Source organism: Streptomyces olivaceoviridis (genome assembly GCF_014650115.1).
GTDB classification, from domain to species: domain Bacteria; phylum Actinomycetota; class Actinomycetes; order Streptomycetales; family Streptomycetaceae; genus Streptomyces; species Streptomyces olivaceoviridis.
In genome coordinates, this window is record NZ_BMUI01000030.1 from 34,757 (window position 1) to 50,716 (window position 15,960).

At 73.2% G+C, this 15,960-nt stretch carries 18 protein-coding genes; 11 read left to right on the top strand and 7 right to left on the bottom strand.

Annotated features, from left to right (window positions below; translation table 11 throughout):
• The first annotated feature begins 16 nt into the window (after window positions 1-16).
• Together IE273_RS36120 and IE273_RS36125 are read left to right on the top strand one after the other, a co-directional pair.
• Window positions 17-1,000: a helix-turn-helix transcriptional regulator gene (locus IE273_RS36120; RefSeq protein WP_189819353.1), complete on the top strand. Its 984-nt coding sequence runs from the start codon at window positions 17-19 to the stop codon at window positions 998-1,000.
• A 79-nt stretch (window positions 1,001-1,079) separates the two neighbouring features.
• Window positions 1,080-1,598, top strand: coding sequence for a DUF4240 domain-containing protein (locus IE273_RS36125; protein WP_189819398.1), 519 nt, complete (start codon window positions 1,080-1,082; stop codon window positions 1,596-1,598).
• Between the two features lie 21 nt (window positions 1,599-1,619).
• On the opposite strand, the gene IE273_RS44110 is transcribed toward IE273_RS36125, so the two are convergent.
• A complete protein-coding gene (locus IE273_RS44110; RefSeq protein WP_229887882.1) occupies window positions 1,620-1,850 on the bottom strand; it encodes a hypothetical protein in 231 nt (76 codons plus the stop codon).
• A 304-nt stretch (window positions 1,851-2,154) separates the two neighbouring features.
• Here IE273_RS44110 and IE273_RS36135 point away from each other — a divergent pair, with 304 nt between their 5' ends.
• Window positions 2,155-3,339 (top strand): MarP family serine protease, encoded by a 1,185-nt coding sequence (locus IE273_RS36135; RefSeq protein WP_189819355.1) that lies wholly within the window; start codon window positions 2,155-2,157, stop codon window positions 3,337-3,339.
• Window positions 3,340-3,351: 12 nt separating this feature from the next.
• Here the strand turns inward: IE273_RS36135 and IE273_RS36140 are convergent, their stop codons facing one another.
• The gene (locus IE273_RS36140; protein ID WP_189819356.1) at window positions 3,352-3,840 is read right to left on the bottom strand and encodes a GNAT family N-acetyltransferase; all 489 of its coding nucleotides are present in this window, start codon (window positions 3,838-3,840) and stop codon (window positions 3,352-3,354) included.
• Window positions 3,841-3,913: 73 nt separating this feature from the next.
• Here IE273_RS36140 and IE273_RS36145 point away from each other — a divergent pair, with 73 nt between their 5' ends.
• Together IE273_RS36145 and IE273_RS36150 are read left to right on the top strand one after the other, a co-directional pair.
• Window positions 3,914-4,810 carry a TIGR01777 family oxidoreductase gene (locus IE273_RS36145; protein ID WP_189819357.1) on the top strand — a complete coding sequence of 299 codons (897 nt, stop codon included), beginning with the start codon at window positions 3,914-3,916 and terminating at the stop codon, window positions 4,808-4,810.
• Between the two features lie 220 nt (window positions 4,811-5,030).
• Entirely contained in the window at window positions 5,031-6,395 is a 1,365-nt protein-coding gene (locus tag IE273_RS36150; protein ID WP_189819358.1) for an NAD(P)/FAD-dependent oxidoreductase, read from the top strand.
• Between the two features lie 82 nt (window positions 6,396-6,477).
• Here the strand turns inward: IE273_RS36150 and IE273_RS36155 are convergent, their stop codons facing one another.
• Complete coding sequence (locus IE273_RS36155; RefSeq protein WP_189819359.1) at window positions 6,478-7,944, bottom strand: NsdA family TPR-like regulatory protein; 1,467 nt, start codon at window positions 7,942-7,944, stop codon at window positions 6,478-6,480.
• Window positions 7,945-8,184: 240 nt separating this feature from the next.
• Between IE273_RS36155 and lipB the strand changes: the two genes are divergently transcribed.
• From lipB to IE273_RS36185, 6 genes are all read left to right on the top strand, one after another.
• On the top strand, window positions 8,185-8,982 hold the full coding sequence (lipB, locus tag IE273_RS36160) for a lipoyl(octanoyl) transferase LipB (protein ID WP_189819360.1): 798 nt from the start codon (window positions 8,185-8,187) through the stop codon (window positions 8,980-8,982).
• Window positions 8,983-9,097: 115 nt separating this feature from the next.
• The gene (lipA, locus tag IE273_RS36165) at window positions 9,098-10,063 is read left to right on the top strand and encodes a lipoyl synthase (protein ID WP_189819362.1); all 966 of its coding nucleotides are present in this window, start codon (window positions 9,098-9,100) and stop codon (window positions 10,061-10,063) included.
• Between the two features lie 229 nt (window positions 10,064-10,292).
• Window positions 10,293-10,490: an SCO2195 family GlnR-regulated protein gene (locus IE273_RS36170; RefSeq protein WP_014672278.1), complete on the top strand. Its 198-nt coding sequence runs from the start codon at window positions 10,293-10,295 to the stop codon at window positions 10,488-10,490.
• Window positions 10,491-10,568: 78 nt separating this feature from the next.
• Entirely contained in the window at window positions 10,569-11,270 is a 702-nt protein-coding gene (locus IE273_RS36175; protein WP_103817970.1) for a DUF4191 domain-containing protein, read from the top strand.
• 77 nt (window positions 11,271-11,347) lie between these two features.
• Entirely contained in the window at window positions 11,348-12,436 is a 1,089-nt protein-coding gene (locus IE273_RS36180; protein WP_189819363.1) for a right-handed parallel beta-helix repeat-containing protein, read from the top strand.
• Window positions 12,437-12,479: 43 nt separating this feature from the next.
• The gene (locus IE273_RS36185; protein WP_229887884.1) at window positions 12,480-13,544 is read left to right on the top strand and encodes a methyltransferase; all 1,065 of its coding nucleotides are present in this window, start codon (window positions 12,480-12,482) and stop codon (window positions 13,542-13,544) included.
• Between the two features lie 62 nt (window positions 13,545-13,606).
• Here the strand turns inward: IE273_RS36185 and IE273_RS36190 are convergent, their stop codons facing one another.
• Genes IE273_RS36190 through IE273_RS36205 form a run of 4 tightly spaced genes read right to left on the bottom strand, consistent with a single transcriptional unit; the run spans window position 13,607 to window position 15,957 of the window.
• Window positions 13,607-13,936: a TcmI family type II polyketide cyclase gene (locus IE273_RS36190; protein ID WP_189819364.1), complete on the bottom strand. Its 330-nt coding sequence runs from the start codon at window positions 13,934-13,936 to the stop codon at window positions 13,607-13,609.
• 18 nt (window positions 13,937-13,954) lie between these two features.
• Window positions 13,955-14,434, bottom strand: coding sequence for an SRPBCC family protein (locus IE273_RS36195; RefSeq protein ID WP_014672283.1), 480 nt, complete (start codon window positions 14,432-14,434; stop codon window positions 13,955-13,957).
• 1 nt (window position 14,435) lies between these two features.
• Entirely contained in the window at window positions 14,436-14,690 is a 255-nt protein-coding gene (locus tag IE273_RS36200) for an acyl carrier protein (protein ID WP_014672284.1), read from the bottom strand.
• 22 nt (window positions 14,691-14,712) lie between these two features.
• Window positions 14,713-15,957 carry a beta-ketoacyl synthase N-terminal-like domain-containing protein gene (locus tag IE273_RS36205; RefSeq protein ID WP_189819365.1) on the bottom strand — a complete coding sequence of 415 codons (1,245 nt, stop codon included), beginning with the start codon at window positions 15,955-15,957 and terminating at the stop codon, window positions 14,713-14,715.
• Window positions 15,958-15,960: the final 3 nt, after the last annotated feature.

A 15,960-nucleotide genomic window follows, 5' to 3' on the forward strand; every position in this document is an offset into this window, starting at 1 on the left:
CCTGCATGATGTGGGCATGCGCGCCGCACGTCTGATCAAGATGGTCCTCCTCCTCCAGTCCCGGCCCGCCATGACCGCCGCCGAGCTCGCGCGCGAGCTGGAGGTGTCGGAGCGGACCGTGACACGGGACGCGCAGGCGCTGTCGGAGGCGGGGGTGCCGGTGTACGCCGACCGGGGCCGGGCCGGCGGGTACCGGCTGGTCGGCGGGTACCGGACGCGGCTGACCGGGCTGGCCCGCAGCGAGGCGGAGGCGCTGTTCCTGAGCGGGGTGCCGGGGGCGCTGCGCGAGATGGGGCTTCAGGACGCGGCCTCGGCGGCCCGGCTGAAGGTGTCGGCGGCGCTGCTCCCCTCGCTGCGGGACGCGCCGGACACCGCCGCGCAGCGGTTCCACCTGGACGCCCCGGCCTGGTTCCGCGAGCCCGAGGCACCCGCGTGGCTGCCGTCGATCGCGGAGGCGGTGTGGGAGGACCGGCGGATCGACGCCGGCTACCGGCGCGGGGACGGGACCGTCGAGCGGCGGCTGGAGCCGTACGGGCTCGTGCTGAAGGCGGGCGTCTGGTACCTGTGCGCGCGGGTGGCCGGTGCCGGCGCCTTCCGGACGTACCGGATCGACCGGTTCGCCGCGGTGGCCGCGCTCGACGAGCGGTTCGACCGCGACCCCGGGTTCGACCTGCCCGGCTTCTGGGCGGAGCAGGCCGAGCGGTTCGCCCGGTCGATCCTGCGCGCGGAGGTGGTCGTGCGGCTGTCCCCGGAGGGCGTGCGCCGGCTGCCGCACGCCGTCGATCCGCTGGGCGCGCGGGAGGCGCTGGCGGGCGCGGGCGCCCCGGACGCCGAGGGCTGGGTGACGGTGACGCTGCCGGTGGAGTCGGAGGAGGTCGCGCACGGCCAGCTGACCGCGCTGGGGCCGGAGGCGGAGGTGCTGGCGCCGGGGAGCCTGCGGGAGCGCTGCGCGGCGGACGCGGCCCGGCTCGCCGCGCTGTACCGCCGTGACGACGGCTGACGGCGGCTGACGACGGCTGACGACGACCCGCCGTGCTCCGCGTGCGCCCCACCGGCCGAGGCCCGATGCTGGTGGCGTGATGGACGAGACGGAGTTCTGGGAGCTGATCGACGCCACCCGCGAGGCCGCCGGGGGCGACCCCGAGGAGCAGGCCGACGCGCTCGTGGAGCGGCTGCTCCGGCTGGAGCCCGATCTCGTCCTGGACTTCGCCCGTCACTTCGAGGCCCGGTACAACCGCGCCTACCGCTGGGACCTGTGGGGCGCCGCCTGGCTGCTGCTGGACGGGTGCAGCGACGACGCGTTCGACTTCTTCCGGTGCTGGTTGATCGGCCAGGGCCGGGAGGTCTTCGAGGGCGCCGTGCACGAGCCGGACGCGCTGGCCGAGTTGCTGGGCGACTTCGACGAGGAGATCGACGGCGACGGCGAGGAGCTGGGGTACGCGGCGGACGAGGCGTACGAGCAGCTGACCGGCACCGTCGCGCCGGACCTGGGCATCGCCCAGGCGCCGGCCGAGCCGGAGGGCACGCCCCTGGACCTGGAGGACGACCGGGTGCTCGCGCAGCGGTTTCCCCGCCTGTGGCAGCGGTTCAGGGGGTGAGGGCGGTGCCGGGGTCCGTCGTCACCCTCCCGTCCGTCCCGCGGACCCGAGGGCCCGTGGCCGGCCGGCCTCGGCCGCGTGGTGCGGCGGGGCCGCGTCGGCCTGGTCGAGGGCGGACGCGGTGACGGCGGCCGGGCCGAGGACGACGGTCACGACCGCGCAGACCACCGCCCAGGGCCCGCGGGCGGTCCGGGCCCGTCCGGCCCGTTCTCGCGCGCACTCGCCACGGCCGTCGGTACGGACGCCGCTCATGGACCTCACCTGTTCCCGCCTGCGATCGGATTCCGTCGTGCACGACCGTAGGGCGGGCGGCTCGGTGCGGGCCGCGTGCCGCCTGTGGACTCCCTGTGCCCCGGGGAGGCGACGCTCCCGGACCGCTGGGCGTGCCCGCGATGTGCCCTGTGCCACCTGGTGGAACCATCGTCCAGGTCCGGGGCGTTTCCGGTGGTAGAGGCGTACGTGGCCGGTTCCGCCGCCCGGTGGCGGTCTCGCGCGCGCGGGGCTGATCGGCGGACCGGTCCCATCCGTGGTGAGAGGTTGAGAGAGAGGCGGCTCGGTGGACCTGCTCGACCTGGTGCTCGTACTGGTGATCGTCGTCTACGCGGTGTCCGGATATCGCCGCGGACTGGTGGCCGGATGTGTCTCGCTGGCCGGGTTCGTGGGCGGCGCGGCCGTCGGTGTCTGGGTGCTGCCGTGGGTGACGGGCCAGGTGGAGCGGGGCACGGCGACGGCGACGGTGCTCGCGGTGCCGACGGTGCTGGTACCGGCGGTGGTGGGGCACGAGCTGGCGGGCCGGCTGGCGCTGCGGCTGCGCGGGGAGCTGGACCGGGGGCCGCTGCGGGTGGCGGACGGCATAGGGGGCGCGGCGGCGAACTCGGTCGCGGTGCTGATCGTGGCCTGGGTGGCGGCGAGCGTGCTGAGCGCGGCCCCGTCGCAGACCCTGACGACGGCGATACGGAACTCGACGGTGCTGGGCGCGGTGCAGGAGGCGATGCCGCAGACCACACCCGCCTGGTTCTCGCGGGCCACGTCCGCGCTGACCGAGGCGGGCTTCCCGCAGGTGTTCAACCCGTTCGAGAACGAGTCGACGGCCCGGGTGGCCCGGCCGACCGGTGACAGCGTCACGCCTGCCGCGACGAGCGCCGCCAGGCTGAGCACGGTGAAGATCGAGGGCCTCGCGGGCGCCGAGGGCCGCGAGGGCAGCGGGTTCGTGTACGCGCCCCGGCGTGTGATGACCAACGCGCACGTGGTGGCCGGCATCGACCGGCCGAGCGTGCGGGTCGGCGGGGTCGGGCCGTCGTACGCGGCCCGGGTGGTGCTGTTCGACCCGGACCGGGACGTGGCGGTGCTGTACGTGCCGGATCTGCGCGCCCCGGTGCTGCCGTTCGACGGGGGTGCCGTGCGCGGGGACTCGGCGGTGGTGGCGGGCTATCCGCAGGACGGGAGCCTGAACCTCCAGGCGGCGACGGTCGGGAACCGGGTGCGGGCGACCGGCCAGAACATCTACAACGACCGCACGGTCACCCGGGAGATCTACGCGATCCGCTCCACGGTCCGGCCGGGCAACTCCGGCGGCCCGCTGCTGACCACGGACGGCCGGGTGTTCGGGGTGGTCTTCGCCCGTTCCACCTCGGACGCCGAGACGGGGTACGCGCTGACGGCGGCCGAGGTGGCGGGCGACGCCCGGCGCGCGGCCACGGCGACGGCGCCGGTGGGCACGGGCGAGCTGGTCAGTTCGTAGGCACCGCGGGGCTCACAGCGCCAGGCCCATGCAGACGTCGTCGACGTACGCGCCGTCGATGAGGAACTCCCCGGGCAGCACGCCCTCGACGGCGAAGCCCTCGGACTCGTACAGCGCCCGGGCCGGGGTGTTGTGCCCGAGCACGCGCAGGGTGAGGCGCCGTGCGCCGCGCCGCCGCGCCTCCTCGACGGCGGCCCGGACCAGCGCGCGTCCGACGCCCCGCCCGCGTGCCTCCTCGGCGACGGCGAAGCCCTGGATGGCCAGGACGTGCGCGTTGGAGGCGAGCGGGGTCGGGTGGGTGAGCCGGATGTAGCCCAGGACGCGCCCGTCGGCCTCGGCGACGAGGTACTCCTGCGGCGGGTGCCGCTCGTCGAAGAAGGGCGGGTACGGCGGCTGCGGCGGGGGCATCACCGCGTGCAGCGGGGACCAGGTGGCCCGGTCGAGGACGGCCAGCGGCTCCTCGTCGGCGGCACGGGCGTTGCGTATGTACGGCTCGGGCATGCTGATCACCCTACGGCGGGCGTCCGGGCGGCCCCAACGGGTTTCCGGCCCGCGGGGCGGTCATGCTGGGACCATGGAACGTTCACGTATCGCGGTGGCCGGCGCGTCCGGTCTCATCGGCAGCGCTCTGGTGCGGTCCCTGGCCGCGGACGGGCATGAGGTGGTCCGGCTGGTGCGCCGGGAGCCCCGGGGCGCGGACGAGGTCCGCTGGGACCCCGAGCGGAGTCACGTCGACGCGGCCGGGCTGACCGGGTGTGACGTGGTGGTCAACCTGGCGGGGGCCGGGGTGGGCGAGCGGCGCTGGACACCGGAGTACAAGCGGCTGCTGCGGGACAGCAGGGTGCGGGGCACGGCCGCGCTGGCGGAGGCGGCGGCCTCGCTGCCGCGACCGCCGCGGGTGTTCGTGAACGGCAGCGCGATCGGCTTCTACGGCGACACCGGCGACCGGGTGGTGGACGAGGACGCGCCGCCGGGCGACGGTTTCCTGTCCGCGCTGTGCGTGGAGTGGGAGGAGGCGGCGGCGCCCGTGACGGAGGCGGGGGTGCGGACGGTGTTCCTGCGCACGGGTCTCGTGGTGGCCCGGGGCGGCGGGGCCTGGGGGCGGCTGTTCCCGCTGTTCCGCGCGGGGCTCGGGGGGCGGCTGGGAGACGGGCGGCAGTACTGGTCGTACATCGCGCTGCACGACGAGGTCGCCGCGATCCGGCATCTCATCGACGGCGACGGCCTGTCCGGGCCGTTCAACCTGACGGCGCCCCAGCCGCTGACGAACGGTGAGATCACGGAGGCGATGGCGCGCGTGCTGCACCGGCCGGCGGTGTTCGCGGTGCCCGCCCCGGTGCTGCGGGCGGCGCTCGGGGAGATGGCCGGGGATGTGCTGGGCAGTCAGCGGGTGGTGCCGAGGCGGTTGCTGGAGTCGGGGTTCCGGTTCGCGTTCCCGGGCATCGACGAGGCGATCCGCGCGGCGGGGTGAGCGGAGGGCGTGAGCGGGTGGGACGGTCGCGGCGGGATGAGCCGGCTGGCAACACCGGCGAACGAAAGTGACCATATGCGACCTCTATGCGACCGTGCCCTGTTGATGCGCGACTGTCTCTGACCGATCACACCCCTACCCTCGACCCGAACTCGGGTATCCCTTGCGCCTGTTGGGGGCATGACGTCTCCACCGGTCGCGCAACCACAGGAGGGGCCTCGTGCTTGAGCCCGCGTACCAGGTGGACGTCGTCATCGTGGGAGCCGGAATCGCCGGTCTCTCGGCGGCTCATCGGCTGACCAGCGCAGGAATCACGACCGCGGTCCTGGAGGCCGCCCCGTACGTCGGCGGTCGCATGTCGACCGAGAAGGTCGACGGCTTCCGGCTCGACCGCATCGGACAGCTGCTGTCCACGTCCTACCCCGAACTCCGCCTGAGTCCGGGCCTGGACGCCCTGACTCTGCGCTGTTTCGCCCCGGGCGTGCTGCTGCACCGGGACGGCCGCACCCATCGCGCGGGCGCGCCGGCGGGCGGCGGGAGCGCGCGGGGCGCACGGGGCGCACTCCATGTGGTGCGTGCCCTCGCCAACGCCCCCCGGGGTACGGCGGCCACGCCCGGCGCGCCGGTGGGCGGCGCGGTGGACCAGGCCCGGCTGGGCGCGGCGCTCGGCCGGATCGCCACGACCCCCGTCGACCGCGTCCTGGCCCGCCCCGAGATGCCGGCCGCCCTCGCCCTGGCCCAGCGCGGGGTCCCGGCGCGCACCATCGACGGCTTCCTGCGCCCGCTGCTCGCCACGCTGCTGTGCGACCCGGAGCTGACCACCTCCAGCCGGTGCGCCGACCTGGCGCTGCGCGCCTTCGCGAGCGGACGGCTGTGCGTGCCGGAGGGCGGCGCCGAGGTGCTGCCGGAACTGCTGGCCGGGGGGCTCCCGCCGGGCACCGTGCACACCGGGGTGCGGGTCACCTCGGTGTCCACCACCTCGGTGGCGACCGCCGAGCACGGGGAGATCCGCTGCCGGGCGGTGCTGCTGGCCACGGACGCGCGCGCCGCGGCCGGACTGCTGCCGGGGCTCAGGGTGCCGGACTTCCACCCGGTGACGGTCGTCCACCACACCACGGACGAGCCGTCGGCGGCGTTCGCGACGGGCACCTCGCTGCTGCTGGACGCCGACCGGGGCGGGCCGGTGGCGCACACGGCGGTCCTCAGCAACGTGGACCCGAGCCGGGCACCGGCCGGCCGCGTCCTGATCTCCTCGACGGTGCTGGGCACGCCACCGGAAGGGGTGGACACCGCCGTCCGCATCCACCTCTCCCGCCTCTACGGCACCTCCACGCGCCGCTGGGAGACGCTGGCCGTGCACCACACCCCGGAGGCGGTCCCCGCGATGCGCCCACCCCACGACCTGCGCCGCCCGGTACGCCTCCTCGCGGGCCTCTACGTCTGCGGCGACCACCGGGACACCAGCACGGTCCAGGGCGCCCTGCACTCGGCCCACCGCGCCGCGGCAGCCGTCCTGGCGGACCTGGGCGCCACGGGTCCGATGCACAGCGCGGACCCGGTCCCCACCCTGCCGAGGGCGGCGTAGGCGCCCCGGAAGGGGCACGGGGAACTGCGCGAACGACCACGACGGCACGGCACCCGGCAGCCGACCGCCACCCGCGACGGCGCTACCCCAACGCCGCCACCTTCTCCCGGTACACGCGCACGGGCGCCGCGTCCCGGTAGGGCTCCAGCCGCCGCTCGAACTCCTTCACGTACTCCACGGCGCGAGCCGACCGCATCTCCGCGGCCTGCCCCGCCGCCTCCGCGGCGATCGCGCACGCCTGGTCCAGTTCGCCGAGGCCGAGGCGGGCGGTGGCGAGGACGATCCGACAGAACAGGCGGCTGCGGGCATAGGTGGGCGCCCGGAGCTGGAGGGACCGCTCGGCGTGCTGCGCGGCGGCCCGGAACTGCTGGAGGTCCCGGTGGCAGTGGCCGAACTCGTCGGCGAGCTGCGCCTCGTCGAAGAACGCGGCCCAGTACGGCACCTCGTCCCCGGGCCGGGCCGCCTCCAGGGCGCGTTCGGCCCGCACGAGCGCGGCGGTGCACGCCCGCACCTCCCCCAGTACGCCGTGCGCCCGCGCCTCGGAGGCGTGCAGCAGCGCCTGGACGACCGGCGGGGCGCCCGTGCCGACCCCCTGCTGGGCGACCCGGGCCAGTTGCACGGCCTCCCTGCCGTGGCCGAGGTAGACGGCCTGGCGGCTCATGGTGACCAGGACGTAGGAGCCGTAGGCCCGGTCGCCGGCCGCCTGGGCGAGCCGCAGGGCCTGCACGAAGTACCGCTGGGCGAGGCCGTGCGCGGCGATGTCGTACGACGTCCAGCCCGCGAGCCGGGTCAGATCGGCGGCGGCGGCGAACAGGCGGCGGCCGGTCTGCTCGTCGTAGCTGCCGCGCAGCATCGGCTCGCACTCGTGCTCCAGGTAGCGCACCAGCGCCTGCCGGGCGTGGCCGCCGCCGAACCGGTCGTCGAGGGTGCGGAACAGCTCGCCCACCGAGTGCAGCGCGGCGATGTCACCGCCGGTGACCCTGTGGCCGGGGGCGCGCTCGGCGTGCGTCCGCAGCCGCGGCGGGACCAGCGGCCCCGGCTGCGGCGCCCTGGCCGCGCCGGGCCGGCCCTGCGGCGGCACCCGGGGTACCGGCTCGCGGGCCACCCGGTCGTCGGCCTTGCCGATCAGCCAGTCCCGGCTGGGCACCACGAGCCCCGCCGGGGTGAAGGCGATCTTGCGCAGTTCGGCGTGGCTGCCGGAGTCCTTGCGCCACAGCCCGCTGACGATGTCGACGGCCTCCTCGGGGGTGGCCGCGAACTCCAGCCCGGCGTACACCGGCGCACACGCGTCCAGGCCGAGATCCTGGGCGGTGAGCCGGCGCCCGAGCCGGCGCGTGAAGACCTCGGCGATCAGGGCGGGGGTCGTACCGCGTGGCTGCTGGCCGCGCAGCCAACGGGTGACCGAGGTCTTGTCGTATCTGAGGTCCAGCCCGTGTTCCAGGCCGAGCTGGTCGACGCGACGGGCCAGACCCGCGTTGGAGAACCCCGCTTCTGCGATGAGCGCGGCGAGCTGGCGGTTGGGGGTGCGCTGCGCGGGTCGGTCCGTCATCTGCGGTGCGGTCTCCTGCCTTCCGGGCCGGTCGATGTGCCCGGATTGCCTTTGAGCAGCCCTTATGGCCTCACGAACGGCGCGAATGTAGCGGAGAGTGAGCAGACGATCGCACACTTCGCCGCGCATTCATCCGATCGTGTGAGGAACGCCCTCAGAGCTGACGTACTCCGGTCGGACGTACAGTGGCGAGGGCGCGTTACGCGCCTGACACACCGGTCGCTGAGGGAGGCGCTTGCCGTGAGTGAGTTGCGGTTCGTCCGCATGGGGTTCGGTGCGGATGCCGTCGATTACCAGGAGGCCTGGGACGAGCAGCGCCGGGTGCACGCGGCCCGGTTCGCCGACGAGATCCCGGACACCGTGCTCCTCCTGGAACACCCCCCGGTGTACACGGCCGGCCGGCGCACGGAGGACAGCGAGCGCCCGCTGGACGGCACCCCGGTCATCGACGTGGACCGCGGCGGCAAGATCACCTGGCACGGCCCGGGCCAGCTGGTGGGTTACCCGATCCAGAAGCTGCCCCGCCCGGTGGACGTGGTCGCGCACGTGCGGCGGCTGGAGGAGGCGATCATCCGCGCCTGCGCCGAGTTCGGCCTGGAGACCACCCGGGTGGAGGGCCGCAGCGGCGTCTGGGTGCTCGGCGACCCGGTCGAGCAGCGGCCGGCGCTCGGCGGACTGTCCCTGGACTTCGACCCGCGGCTCACCGACGAGGAGTTCGACCCGCGGCTCAACGGCCCCGAGTACGCCCCGTCCAACGCGGGCCAGCGGCGCGAGGACCGCAAGATCGCGCAGATCGGCATCCGGGTGGCCAAGGGCGTCACCATGCACGGCTTCTCGTTCAACGTGAACCCGGACATGAAGGCGTTCGACCGGATCATCCCGTGCGGGATCCGGGACGCGGGGGTGGCCTCCCTCGCGGCCGAGCTGGGCCGGGACATCGGCATCGACGAGGTCCTGCCGGTGGTCGAGAAGCACCTGCGGGACGTCCTGGAGAACGCGGAACCGAAGCCGCGGGTGATCGAGAAGGCGTCCGCCTGACCGTCCGCCGGGGGAATGCGCCCTGCGACAGCGGGGTTGGCCCGAGCGGCAGGGCGCACACAGTACGGGCGTACCCTGGGGTACGCCGAAGAATCGAAGTCACAGGGAGCCGGTCGTGTCCGCAGTCGCACCCGACGGACGCAAGTTGCTGCGCCTGGAGGTCCGCAACAGCCAGACCCCCATCGAGCGCAAGCCCGAGTGGATCAAGACCCGGGCGAAAATGGGCCCCGAATACACGAAGATGCAGAACCTCGTGAAGAGCGAGGGGCTGCACACGGTGTGCCAGGAAGCCGGCTGTCCGAACATCTACGAGTGCTGGGAGGACCGCGAGGCGACCTTCCTCATCGGCGGCGACCAGTGCACCCGGCGCTGTGACTTCTGCCAGATCGACACGGGCAAGCCCGAGGCGCTGGACCGTGACGAGCCGCGCCGCGTGGGCGAGTCCGTGGTCACCATGGACCTGAACTACGCCACCATCACCGGCGTCGCCCGCGACGACCTGGAGGACGGCGGCGCCTGGCTGTACGCGGAGACCGTGCGCCAGATCCACCGGCAGACGGCGGACCGCGAGGGCGGCCGGACGAAGGTGGAGCTGCTGGCCCCGGACTTCAACGCGGTCCCCGAGCAGCTCGCCGAGGTGTTCGCCTCCCGCCCCGAGGTCTTCGCGCACAACGTCGAGACGGTCCCGAGGATCTTCAAGCGGATCCGCCCCGGCTTCCGCTACGAGCGCTCCCTGAAGGTCATCACCGAGGCCCGCGACCACGGCCTGGTGACCAAGTCGAACCTGATCCTCGGCATGGGCGAGACCCGCGAGGAGGTCAGCGAGGCGCTGAAGCAGCTGCACGACGCGGGCTGCGAGCTGGTCACCATCACCCAGTACCTGCGCCCGTCGGTGCGCCACCACCCGGTGGAGCGCTGGGTGAAGCCGCAGGAGTTCGTCGAGCTGAAGGAGGAGGCCGAGCAGATCGGCTTCTCCGGTGTGATGTCCGGCCCGCTGGTGCGCTCCTCCTACCGCGCCGGGCGGCTGTACCAGATGGCCGTGGAGAAGCGTGGCACGTACGTCGCCGCCCAGGCGGTGTGAGCCGCGCGTGTGAATTCGCGCACAAGCTCCTACCGGTCAGTAATGGCCGAGACGACGCGGTCTCGACCGTCCTCGCTGATGAGGGCGCCGTCGGGGCCGCGTCGGCGTTCCAGCCCCTCGCGCCAAGGCTTCATGCGTGTTTGACCGGTCGGTCACGTCCTGGTAACACCAATCAGTGACTCTCATATCACGCCCCGCATCTCCATCGCTCAGAGGGGGGACCTCGATCATGCAGGCCGCACCCGTACGCGCCACCGCCATCCCGTCCTTCACCGGCGCCCTGCGCGCCGTGGAGTCGCTGCTCCTGAGCGGCGGTCAGCGCACCGCCCGCCGCAACGCCTGGACCTCCGTCCTGGAGGACCGCCGCCGCGCCAAGGACCGGGTCGAGGCCCAGCGGTTCCTGGACCAGGCCGCCGGCCAGTCCTGACGCCGCCCCCGGCGGCCCCGTGCCGCCCGTCGGGCACTGCCGTCGTCCGCGCTCCCGGGGGCACGTAGACTTCGTGGCATGGCGAGGAAGGAAACCGCGGCGGACGCCGCGAACGCAGGGCGACTGAAGCAGATCGCCCTCACGTACAAGATGACCCGCAAGGCCGACAAGAAGATCGGTCTTGTACTCGCGGCCGTCGGCATCGGCACCCTCGGTGTCTTCCTCGCGATCGGCTTCCTGATCGGGCACCCGGTCTACCTGGGCATCTTCGGCCTGCTGATCGCCCTGCTGGCGACCGCGATCGTGTTCGGCCGCCGCGCCGAGCGGGCCGCGTTCGGTCAGATGGAGGGCCAGCCGGGCGCCGCCGCGGCCGTGCTGGACAACATCGGCCGGGGCTGGACGACGACGCCGGCGGTGGCGATGAACCGCAGCCAGGACGTGGTGCACCGGGCCGTCGGCAAGGCCGGCATCGTGCTGGTCGCCGAGGGCAACCCGAACCGGGTGAAGAGCCTGCTGGCCGCCGAGAAGAAGAAGATGAACCGCATCGTCGCCGACGTGCCGGTGCACGATCTGATCGTCGGCAACGGCGAGGGCCAGGTCGAGCTGAAGAAGCTCCGCACGACGATGCTGAAGCTCCCGCGCGTGCTGACCGGTCCCCAGGTGACGGCCACCAACGACCGGCTGCGGGCGCTGGGCGACCTGATGAGCAACATGCCGCTGCCGAAGGGGCCCATGCCGAAGGGCATGAAGCTGCCCAAGGGCGGACCCCGGGGACGCTGACCCGCCCCCGCCGTGGACACGCCGCCGAACGGAGTATCCGGCCGGTAATCGGCTCATACGCTCCTAGCCTTCGGAATGTGACAAAACGACACATTGCGTACCTGGCATGCGCCACGACCCTCGTCGGCACGGTCATCGGCGCCGCTCCGGCGTCCGCTGCCCACAAGACCCTCGTGGTGCATCCGGGTCAGTCGATCCAGAAGGCGGTCAACTCCGCCAAGGCCGGCGACACCGTGTTCGTGCTCGCCGGCACCTACCGTGAGAGCGTCACGGTGAAGACGGCGGGCCTCACCCTGCGGGGCGCGGGCCCCGGCACCGTGATCCAGCCCCCCAAGAAGAAGACGAAGCCCGCGCCGCACGGCAAGAAGGCCGCCGTCACCTGCCTCTCGGACGGCAACGGCATCTGTGTGGTCGGGGGCAAGAACAAGCCCGTCAAGGACGTCACCGTCTCCGATCTCAAGGTGACCGGCTTCGCCAAGTCCGGCGTGTTCACCATGGGCACCGACCATCTGACCGTGAAGCGTGTGATCGCCGAGCACAACGGCCAGTGGGGCATCGCCCAGGAGCACTCCACCCGCGGTGTGTTCCGCAACAACACCGCCCGGAGCAACGGGGACGCGGGGATCTTCCTCGCCAACAACGTCAAGGCCGAGCAGGGGGCCAAGGACAGCAAGGGCGCGGTGATCGACCACAACCGGCTGGAGGCCAACCGGATCGGCATCACCGTCCGCCGGCTGCGCAACCTCGCCGTCACCCGCAACTACGTCCTCGGCAACTGCGCGGGCGTGTTCGTCGTCGGCGACGAGAACAAGCCGCGGGCCGGCGCCCTCACCGTCAGCGACAACCTGGTCGACCGGAACAACAAGTTCTGCCCGAAGACCGCCCGGCTGCCCTATCTGAAGGGCTCGGGCATCGTGCTGACCGGCACCGAGAAGGCCCTGGTGACGCGGAACAGGGTCACCGGTCACACGGGCAAGTCCCCGCTGTCGGGCGGCATCGTCCTGTTCAAGAGCTTCGTGGGCGCCACGAGCGAGCAGAACCGGATCACCGCCAACCTGCTGGCGAACAACTCCCCGGCGGACCTCGTCAACCAGGAAGCCGCGAAGACCCGCAACGCCTTCACCGGCAACTCCTGCCGGGTCTCCAAGCCCGCGGGCCTGTGCTGACCGGACGGCCGTACCCGATCCACGCAAGGAAGGAAGGCGGCACATGACCGCACCATCCCGCGCGCCCTCTGCTCCCCCCGAGCCGGGGGCACCCCCCTCCCCTCCCCCGCCGATGCGGCTGCGCGAGCTCGTGTTCGGGGCGGCCTGCGCCGCCGCGGTCCGCGCCGCCGCCCGGCTGGGCGTCGCCGACGCGCTCGGGGACGCCCCCATGACCGTGGAGACCCTGGCGGCCGAGGTGCGCGCCGAGCCGAAGCCGCTGCGCCGGCTGCTGCGCGCCCTGTCCTGCTACGGCGTCTTCACCGAGCGGCCGGACGGGACGTTCGCCCACACCGAGATGTCCCGGCTGCTGCGCGAGGACGACCCGAACAGCCTGCGGGCCATCGCCATGTGGTGCACCGAGCCGTGGACCTGGGACGCCTGGCCGCTGCTGGACCGGGCCGTGCGCACCGGCCGGAACGTCGTGGAGGACCTCTACGACAAGGAGTTCTTCAGCTACCTCAACGAGGACGCCCCCGAGTCCGCGGACGTCTTCAACCGCGCGATGACCCGCTCCAGCGAGCAGTCGGCGCGTGAGGTGGCGGCCCTGCTGGACCTGTCCGGCAGCAGCTCGGTCGCGGACATCGGCGGCGGCCAGGGCCATGTGGTGGCGTGCCTGCTGGACAAGTACCCGGCGATGCGCGGCAGCCTGCTCGACCTGCCCCGAGTGGTGGAGAACGCCCTGCCGCGGCTGCGCGAGGGCGGCGACCTCGCCGACCGCGCGCGGATCGTGCCCGGCGACGTCCGGGAGGCGGTCCCGGTCGAGGCCGACGTCTACATCATCAAGAACATCCTGGAGTGGGACGACGAGTCCACGGCCCGGCTGCTGGGCAACGTGGTCGAGGCGGGCGGTCCCGGCACCCGGGTGGTGGTGATCGAGAACCTCGTCGACGACAGCCCGTCGATGCGGTTCAGCACGGCCATGGACCTGCTGCTGCTCCTGAACGTCGGCGGGGCCAAGCACACCACCGACAGCATGGTCGGACGGCTGGAGGCGGCGGGCCTGGCGGTCCGCGACATCCGGCCGGTCAACCCGTACCTGCACGCGTTCGACTGCATCGTCCCCGCATGACCGGCTCCCCGCGCCCCGAAGGGGCGCGGGGAACTGCCCTCACCGCTGTTCCGGCGGAGCGCTCAGCCGGCGTCGCGCTCCCAGAGGTAGAAGCGCTCTGCCATGGCGTCCTTCGGGGACCGCCAGGTCTGCGGGTCGTACGCGCTGACGTACGCCGACAGCCGCTCGCTGACCTCCTTGAAATCGGGGTGGGAGGTGACCTTGGCGATGGCCGGTCCCGGCTCCCGCTCGGACTCGATCAGGTGCATGTACACGTCGCCGAACTGGAAGAGGCTGCGCCGGACGACTCCGACGAGGTGCGGCAGCTCTCCCCGGTCGGACTCCGCGAACACCTTGGCGATGTCGGTGGCGGAGCCCGGGGCCATGCGGGCGACGATCAGGGCCTGGTGCACGGTCGTCTCCTGTCCGGCTCAGTCGGCCAGGGCCGGGGCGGGCCGCTCGCCGGCCGCCGCCTTCTCGATCTTCTGCCGGATCAGGTCCAGCTGGATCTTCGAGTTCTTGTTGATGTTGTCGGTCATCCAGTCGTCGTCGACCGGCGCGTCCGGCTTCATCGCGAAGTCCTGGGTCCAGACCATCCGGGTGCCGGCGGGGACCTCCTCGTACCGCCAGTGGATGTCCATGTGGGCGAAGGGCCCGGTCTCCACCCGGCGGGCCCTGACGGTGCGGGTGGCACGGTCCGGCTCGCGCTCGGAGACCCAGCTCCAGACGGTGCCGTTCTCGTCCGGGTGCATGGTGAGCCGGAACGTCGTCTTGTCGCCCTCCTTCTTGAGGACCTCCACCGACGCGTACTCGCTGAACAGCTGGGGCCAGCGCTCCAGGTCGTTGGTCATGTCCCAGACCAGGTCCAGCGGGGCGGCGATGGTGATCTCGTTCTGGGTGTGTCCTGCCATGTCAGGCTCCTGCCATCAGGGTGCTGTTGACGAGGTTGAGGAACTGCTGGGGTGTCTTGCAGCGCTCGGCGTCGACCGGCATCGGGGTGCCGTGCGTGTTCTCCAGCTCGCCGACGATGCCGAGCAGGCCGAGCGAGTCGACACCGAGGACGTCGAAGCCGGTGTCCGGCTTCTCCTTGAGCTGCTGCGGGCTGACGGTCACACCGGCGGCCTTCTTCATCAGTGCGGCGAGTTCTTCCACGGTGATCTGGGGCATGTGCTCTCCTCCTTCTCTGTACTCACTGCGCGGTGCCGCGTCGCAGCACCAGCGCCGAGTTCGACCCCATGAGTCCGCGGCTGAGGATCAGCGCCGTCCGCAGTTCGGCGGCGCGGGCGCTGCCGGTCACGAGGTCGAGGTCGTGGCAGACGTCGAAGACGTTCGGCGTCGGCGGGATCAGGCCGTGCTCCATCGCGAGCACGGCCGCCGCGGTGTCCAGGACGGGGGCCGCGCCGTACCCCCGGCCGATCCCGGTCTTGGGTGCGGTGACCGGTACCCGGGTGCCGTGCTCGCCGAGGGCGTCGGCGAGCGCCAGCGCCTCGGCCCGGTCGGCCTCCGGTACCCCGAGGGCGTCGGCGAAGACGACGTCGACCTCCTCGGGGGCGCACTCGGCCTCCGCCAGGGCCTGCCGGACGGCCTGGGCGAGCCCCTCCCGGGTCCGGTCCCAACGGGAGGCGCCGGTGAAGGTGGCCCCGTGGCCGGCCACGACGGCCTTGATGTCGGCGCCGCGGGCCCGGGCGGCTCCGGCCGCCTCGACCACGAGCATCCCGCCGCCCTCGGCGGGCACGAACCCGCAGGCCCCGTCCGTGAACGGGCGGTAGGCCCGGGACGGGTCCGTCTCCCTGCTCAGTTCCTCGTAGCCGAGCTGGCAGACCATCGAGTACGGCGCGAGCGGCGCCTCGGTGGAGCCGGCCACGATCACGTCGGTGCCGCGCCGCACGGCCCGTGCCGCGTGGGCGAGGGCGTCCAGGCCGCCGGCCTCGTCGGAGGCGACGACCGAGCAGGGTCCCTTGAAGCCGCGGCGGATGGACACCTGGCCGGTGCTCGCGGCGTAGAACCAGGCGATGGACTGGTACGGCCCGACGAACCGGCTCCCCTTGCCCCACAGTCGCTGGAGTTCACGCTGGCCGAACTCGCCGCCGCCGGACCCGGCGGCGGTCACCACGCCGATGGAGTACGGCGCGTCGGGGATGTCGGCCAGCGCGAGCCGGGCGTCGTCCAGTGCGAAGTCGGCCGCGGCCATGGCGTAGTGCGTGAACCGGTCGGTCTGGACGAGGAAGCGCTCCTCGATCGTGGCGGCCGGTTCGAAGGCGCGGACCTCACCGGCCACCTTGAGGGGAAGGTGCTCACAGCCCTCGCGGGTGACCCGGTCGAGGACGCTGAGGCCCTCCTGGGTGGCCTTCCAGAAGGTGCCGGTGGTGGTGCCGTTGGGCGCGACCACCCCGATGCCGGTGATGGCCGCGTGCCGGTCCTGCGGTTCGCTCATCGT

Coding starts and splice junctions, on each gene's coding strand:
- IE273_RS36125 (WP_189819398.1), top strand. CDS start 1,080: ATGGACGAGACGGAGTTCTGGGAGCTGATCGACGCCACCCGCGAGGCC.
- IE273_RS36170 (WP_014672278.1), top strand. CDS start 10,293: ATGCAGGCCGCACCCGTACGCGCCACCGCCATCCCGTCCTTCACCGGC.
- IE273_RS36205 (WP_189819365.1), bottom strand. CDS start 15,957: ATGAGCGAACCGCAGGACCGGCACGCGGCCATCACCGGCATCGGGGTG.
- IE273_RS36185 (WP_229887884.1), top strand. CDS start 12,480: ATGACCGCACCATCCCGCGCGCCCTCTGCTCCCCCCGAGCCGGGGGCA.
- IE273_RS44110 (WP_229887882.1), bottom strand. CDS start 1,850: ATGAGCGGCGTCCGTACCGACGGCCGTGGCGAGTGCGCGCGAGAACGG.
- IE273_RS36155 (WP_189819359.1), bottom strand. CDS start 7,944: ATGACGGACCGACCCGCGCAGCGCACCCCCAACCGCCAGCTCGCCGCG.
- IE273_RS36120 (WP_189819353.1), top strand. CDS start 17: ATGCGCGCCGCACGTCTGATCAAGATGGTCCTCCTCCTCCAGTCCCGG.
- IE273_RS36145 (WP_189819357.1), top strand. CDS start 3,914: ATGGAACGTTCACGTATCGCGGTGGCCGGCGCGTCCGGTCTCATCGGC.
- IE273_RS36175 (WP_103817970.1), top strand. CDS start 10,569: ATGGCGAGGAAGGAAACCGCGGCGGACGCCGCGAACGCAGGGCGACTG.
- IE273_RS36140 (WP_189819356.1), bottom strand. CDS start 3,840: ATGCCCGAGCCGTACATACGCAACGCCCGTGCCGCCGACGAGGAGCCG.
- IE273_RS36200 (WP_014672284.1), bottom strand. CDS start 14,690: ATGCCCCAGATCACCGTGGAAGAACTCGCCGCACTGATGAAGAAGGCC.
- IE273_RS36195 (WP_014672283.1), bottom strand. CDS start 14,434: ATGGCAGGACACACCCAGAACGAGATCACCATCGCCGCCCCGCTGGAC.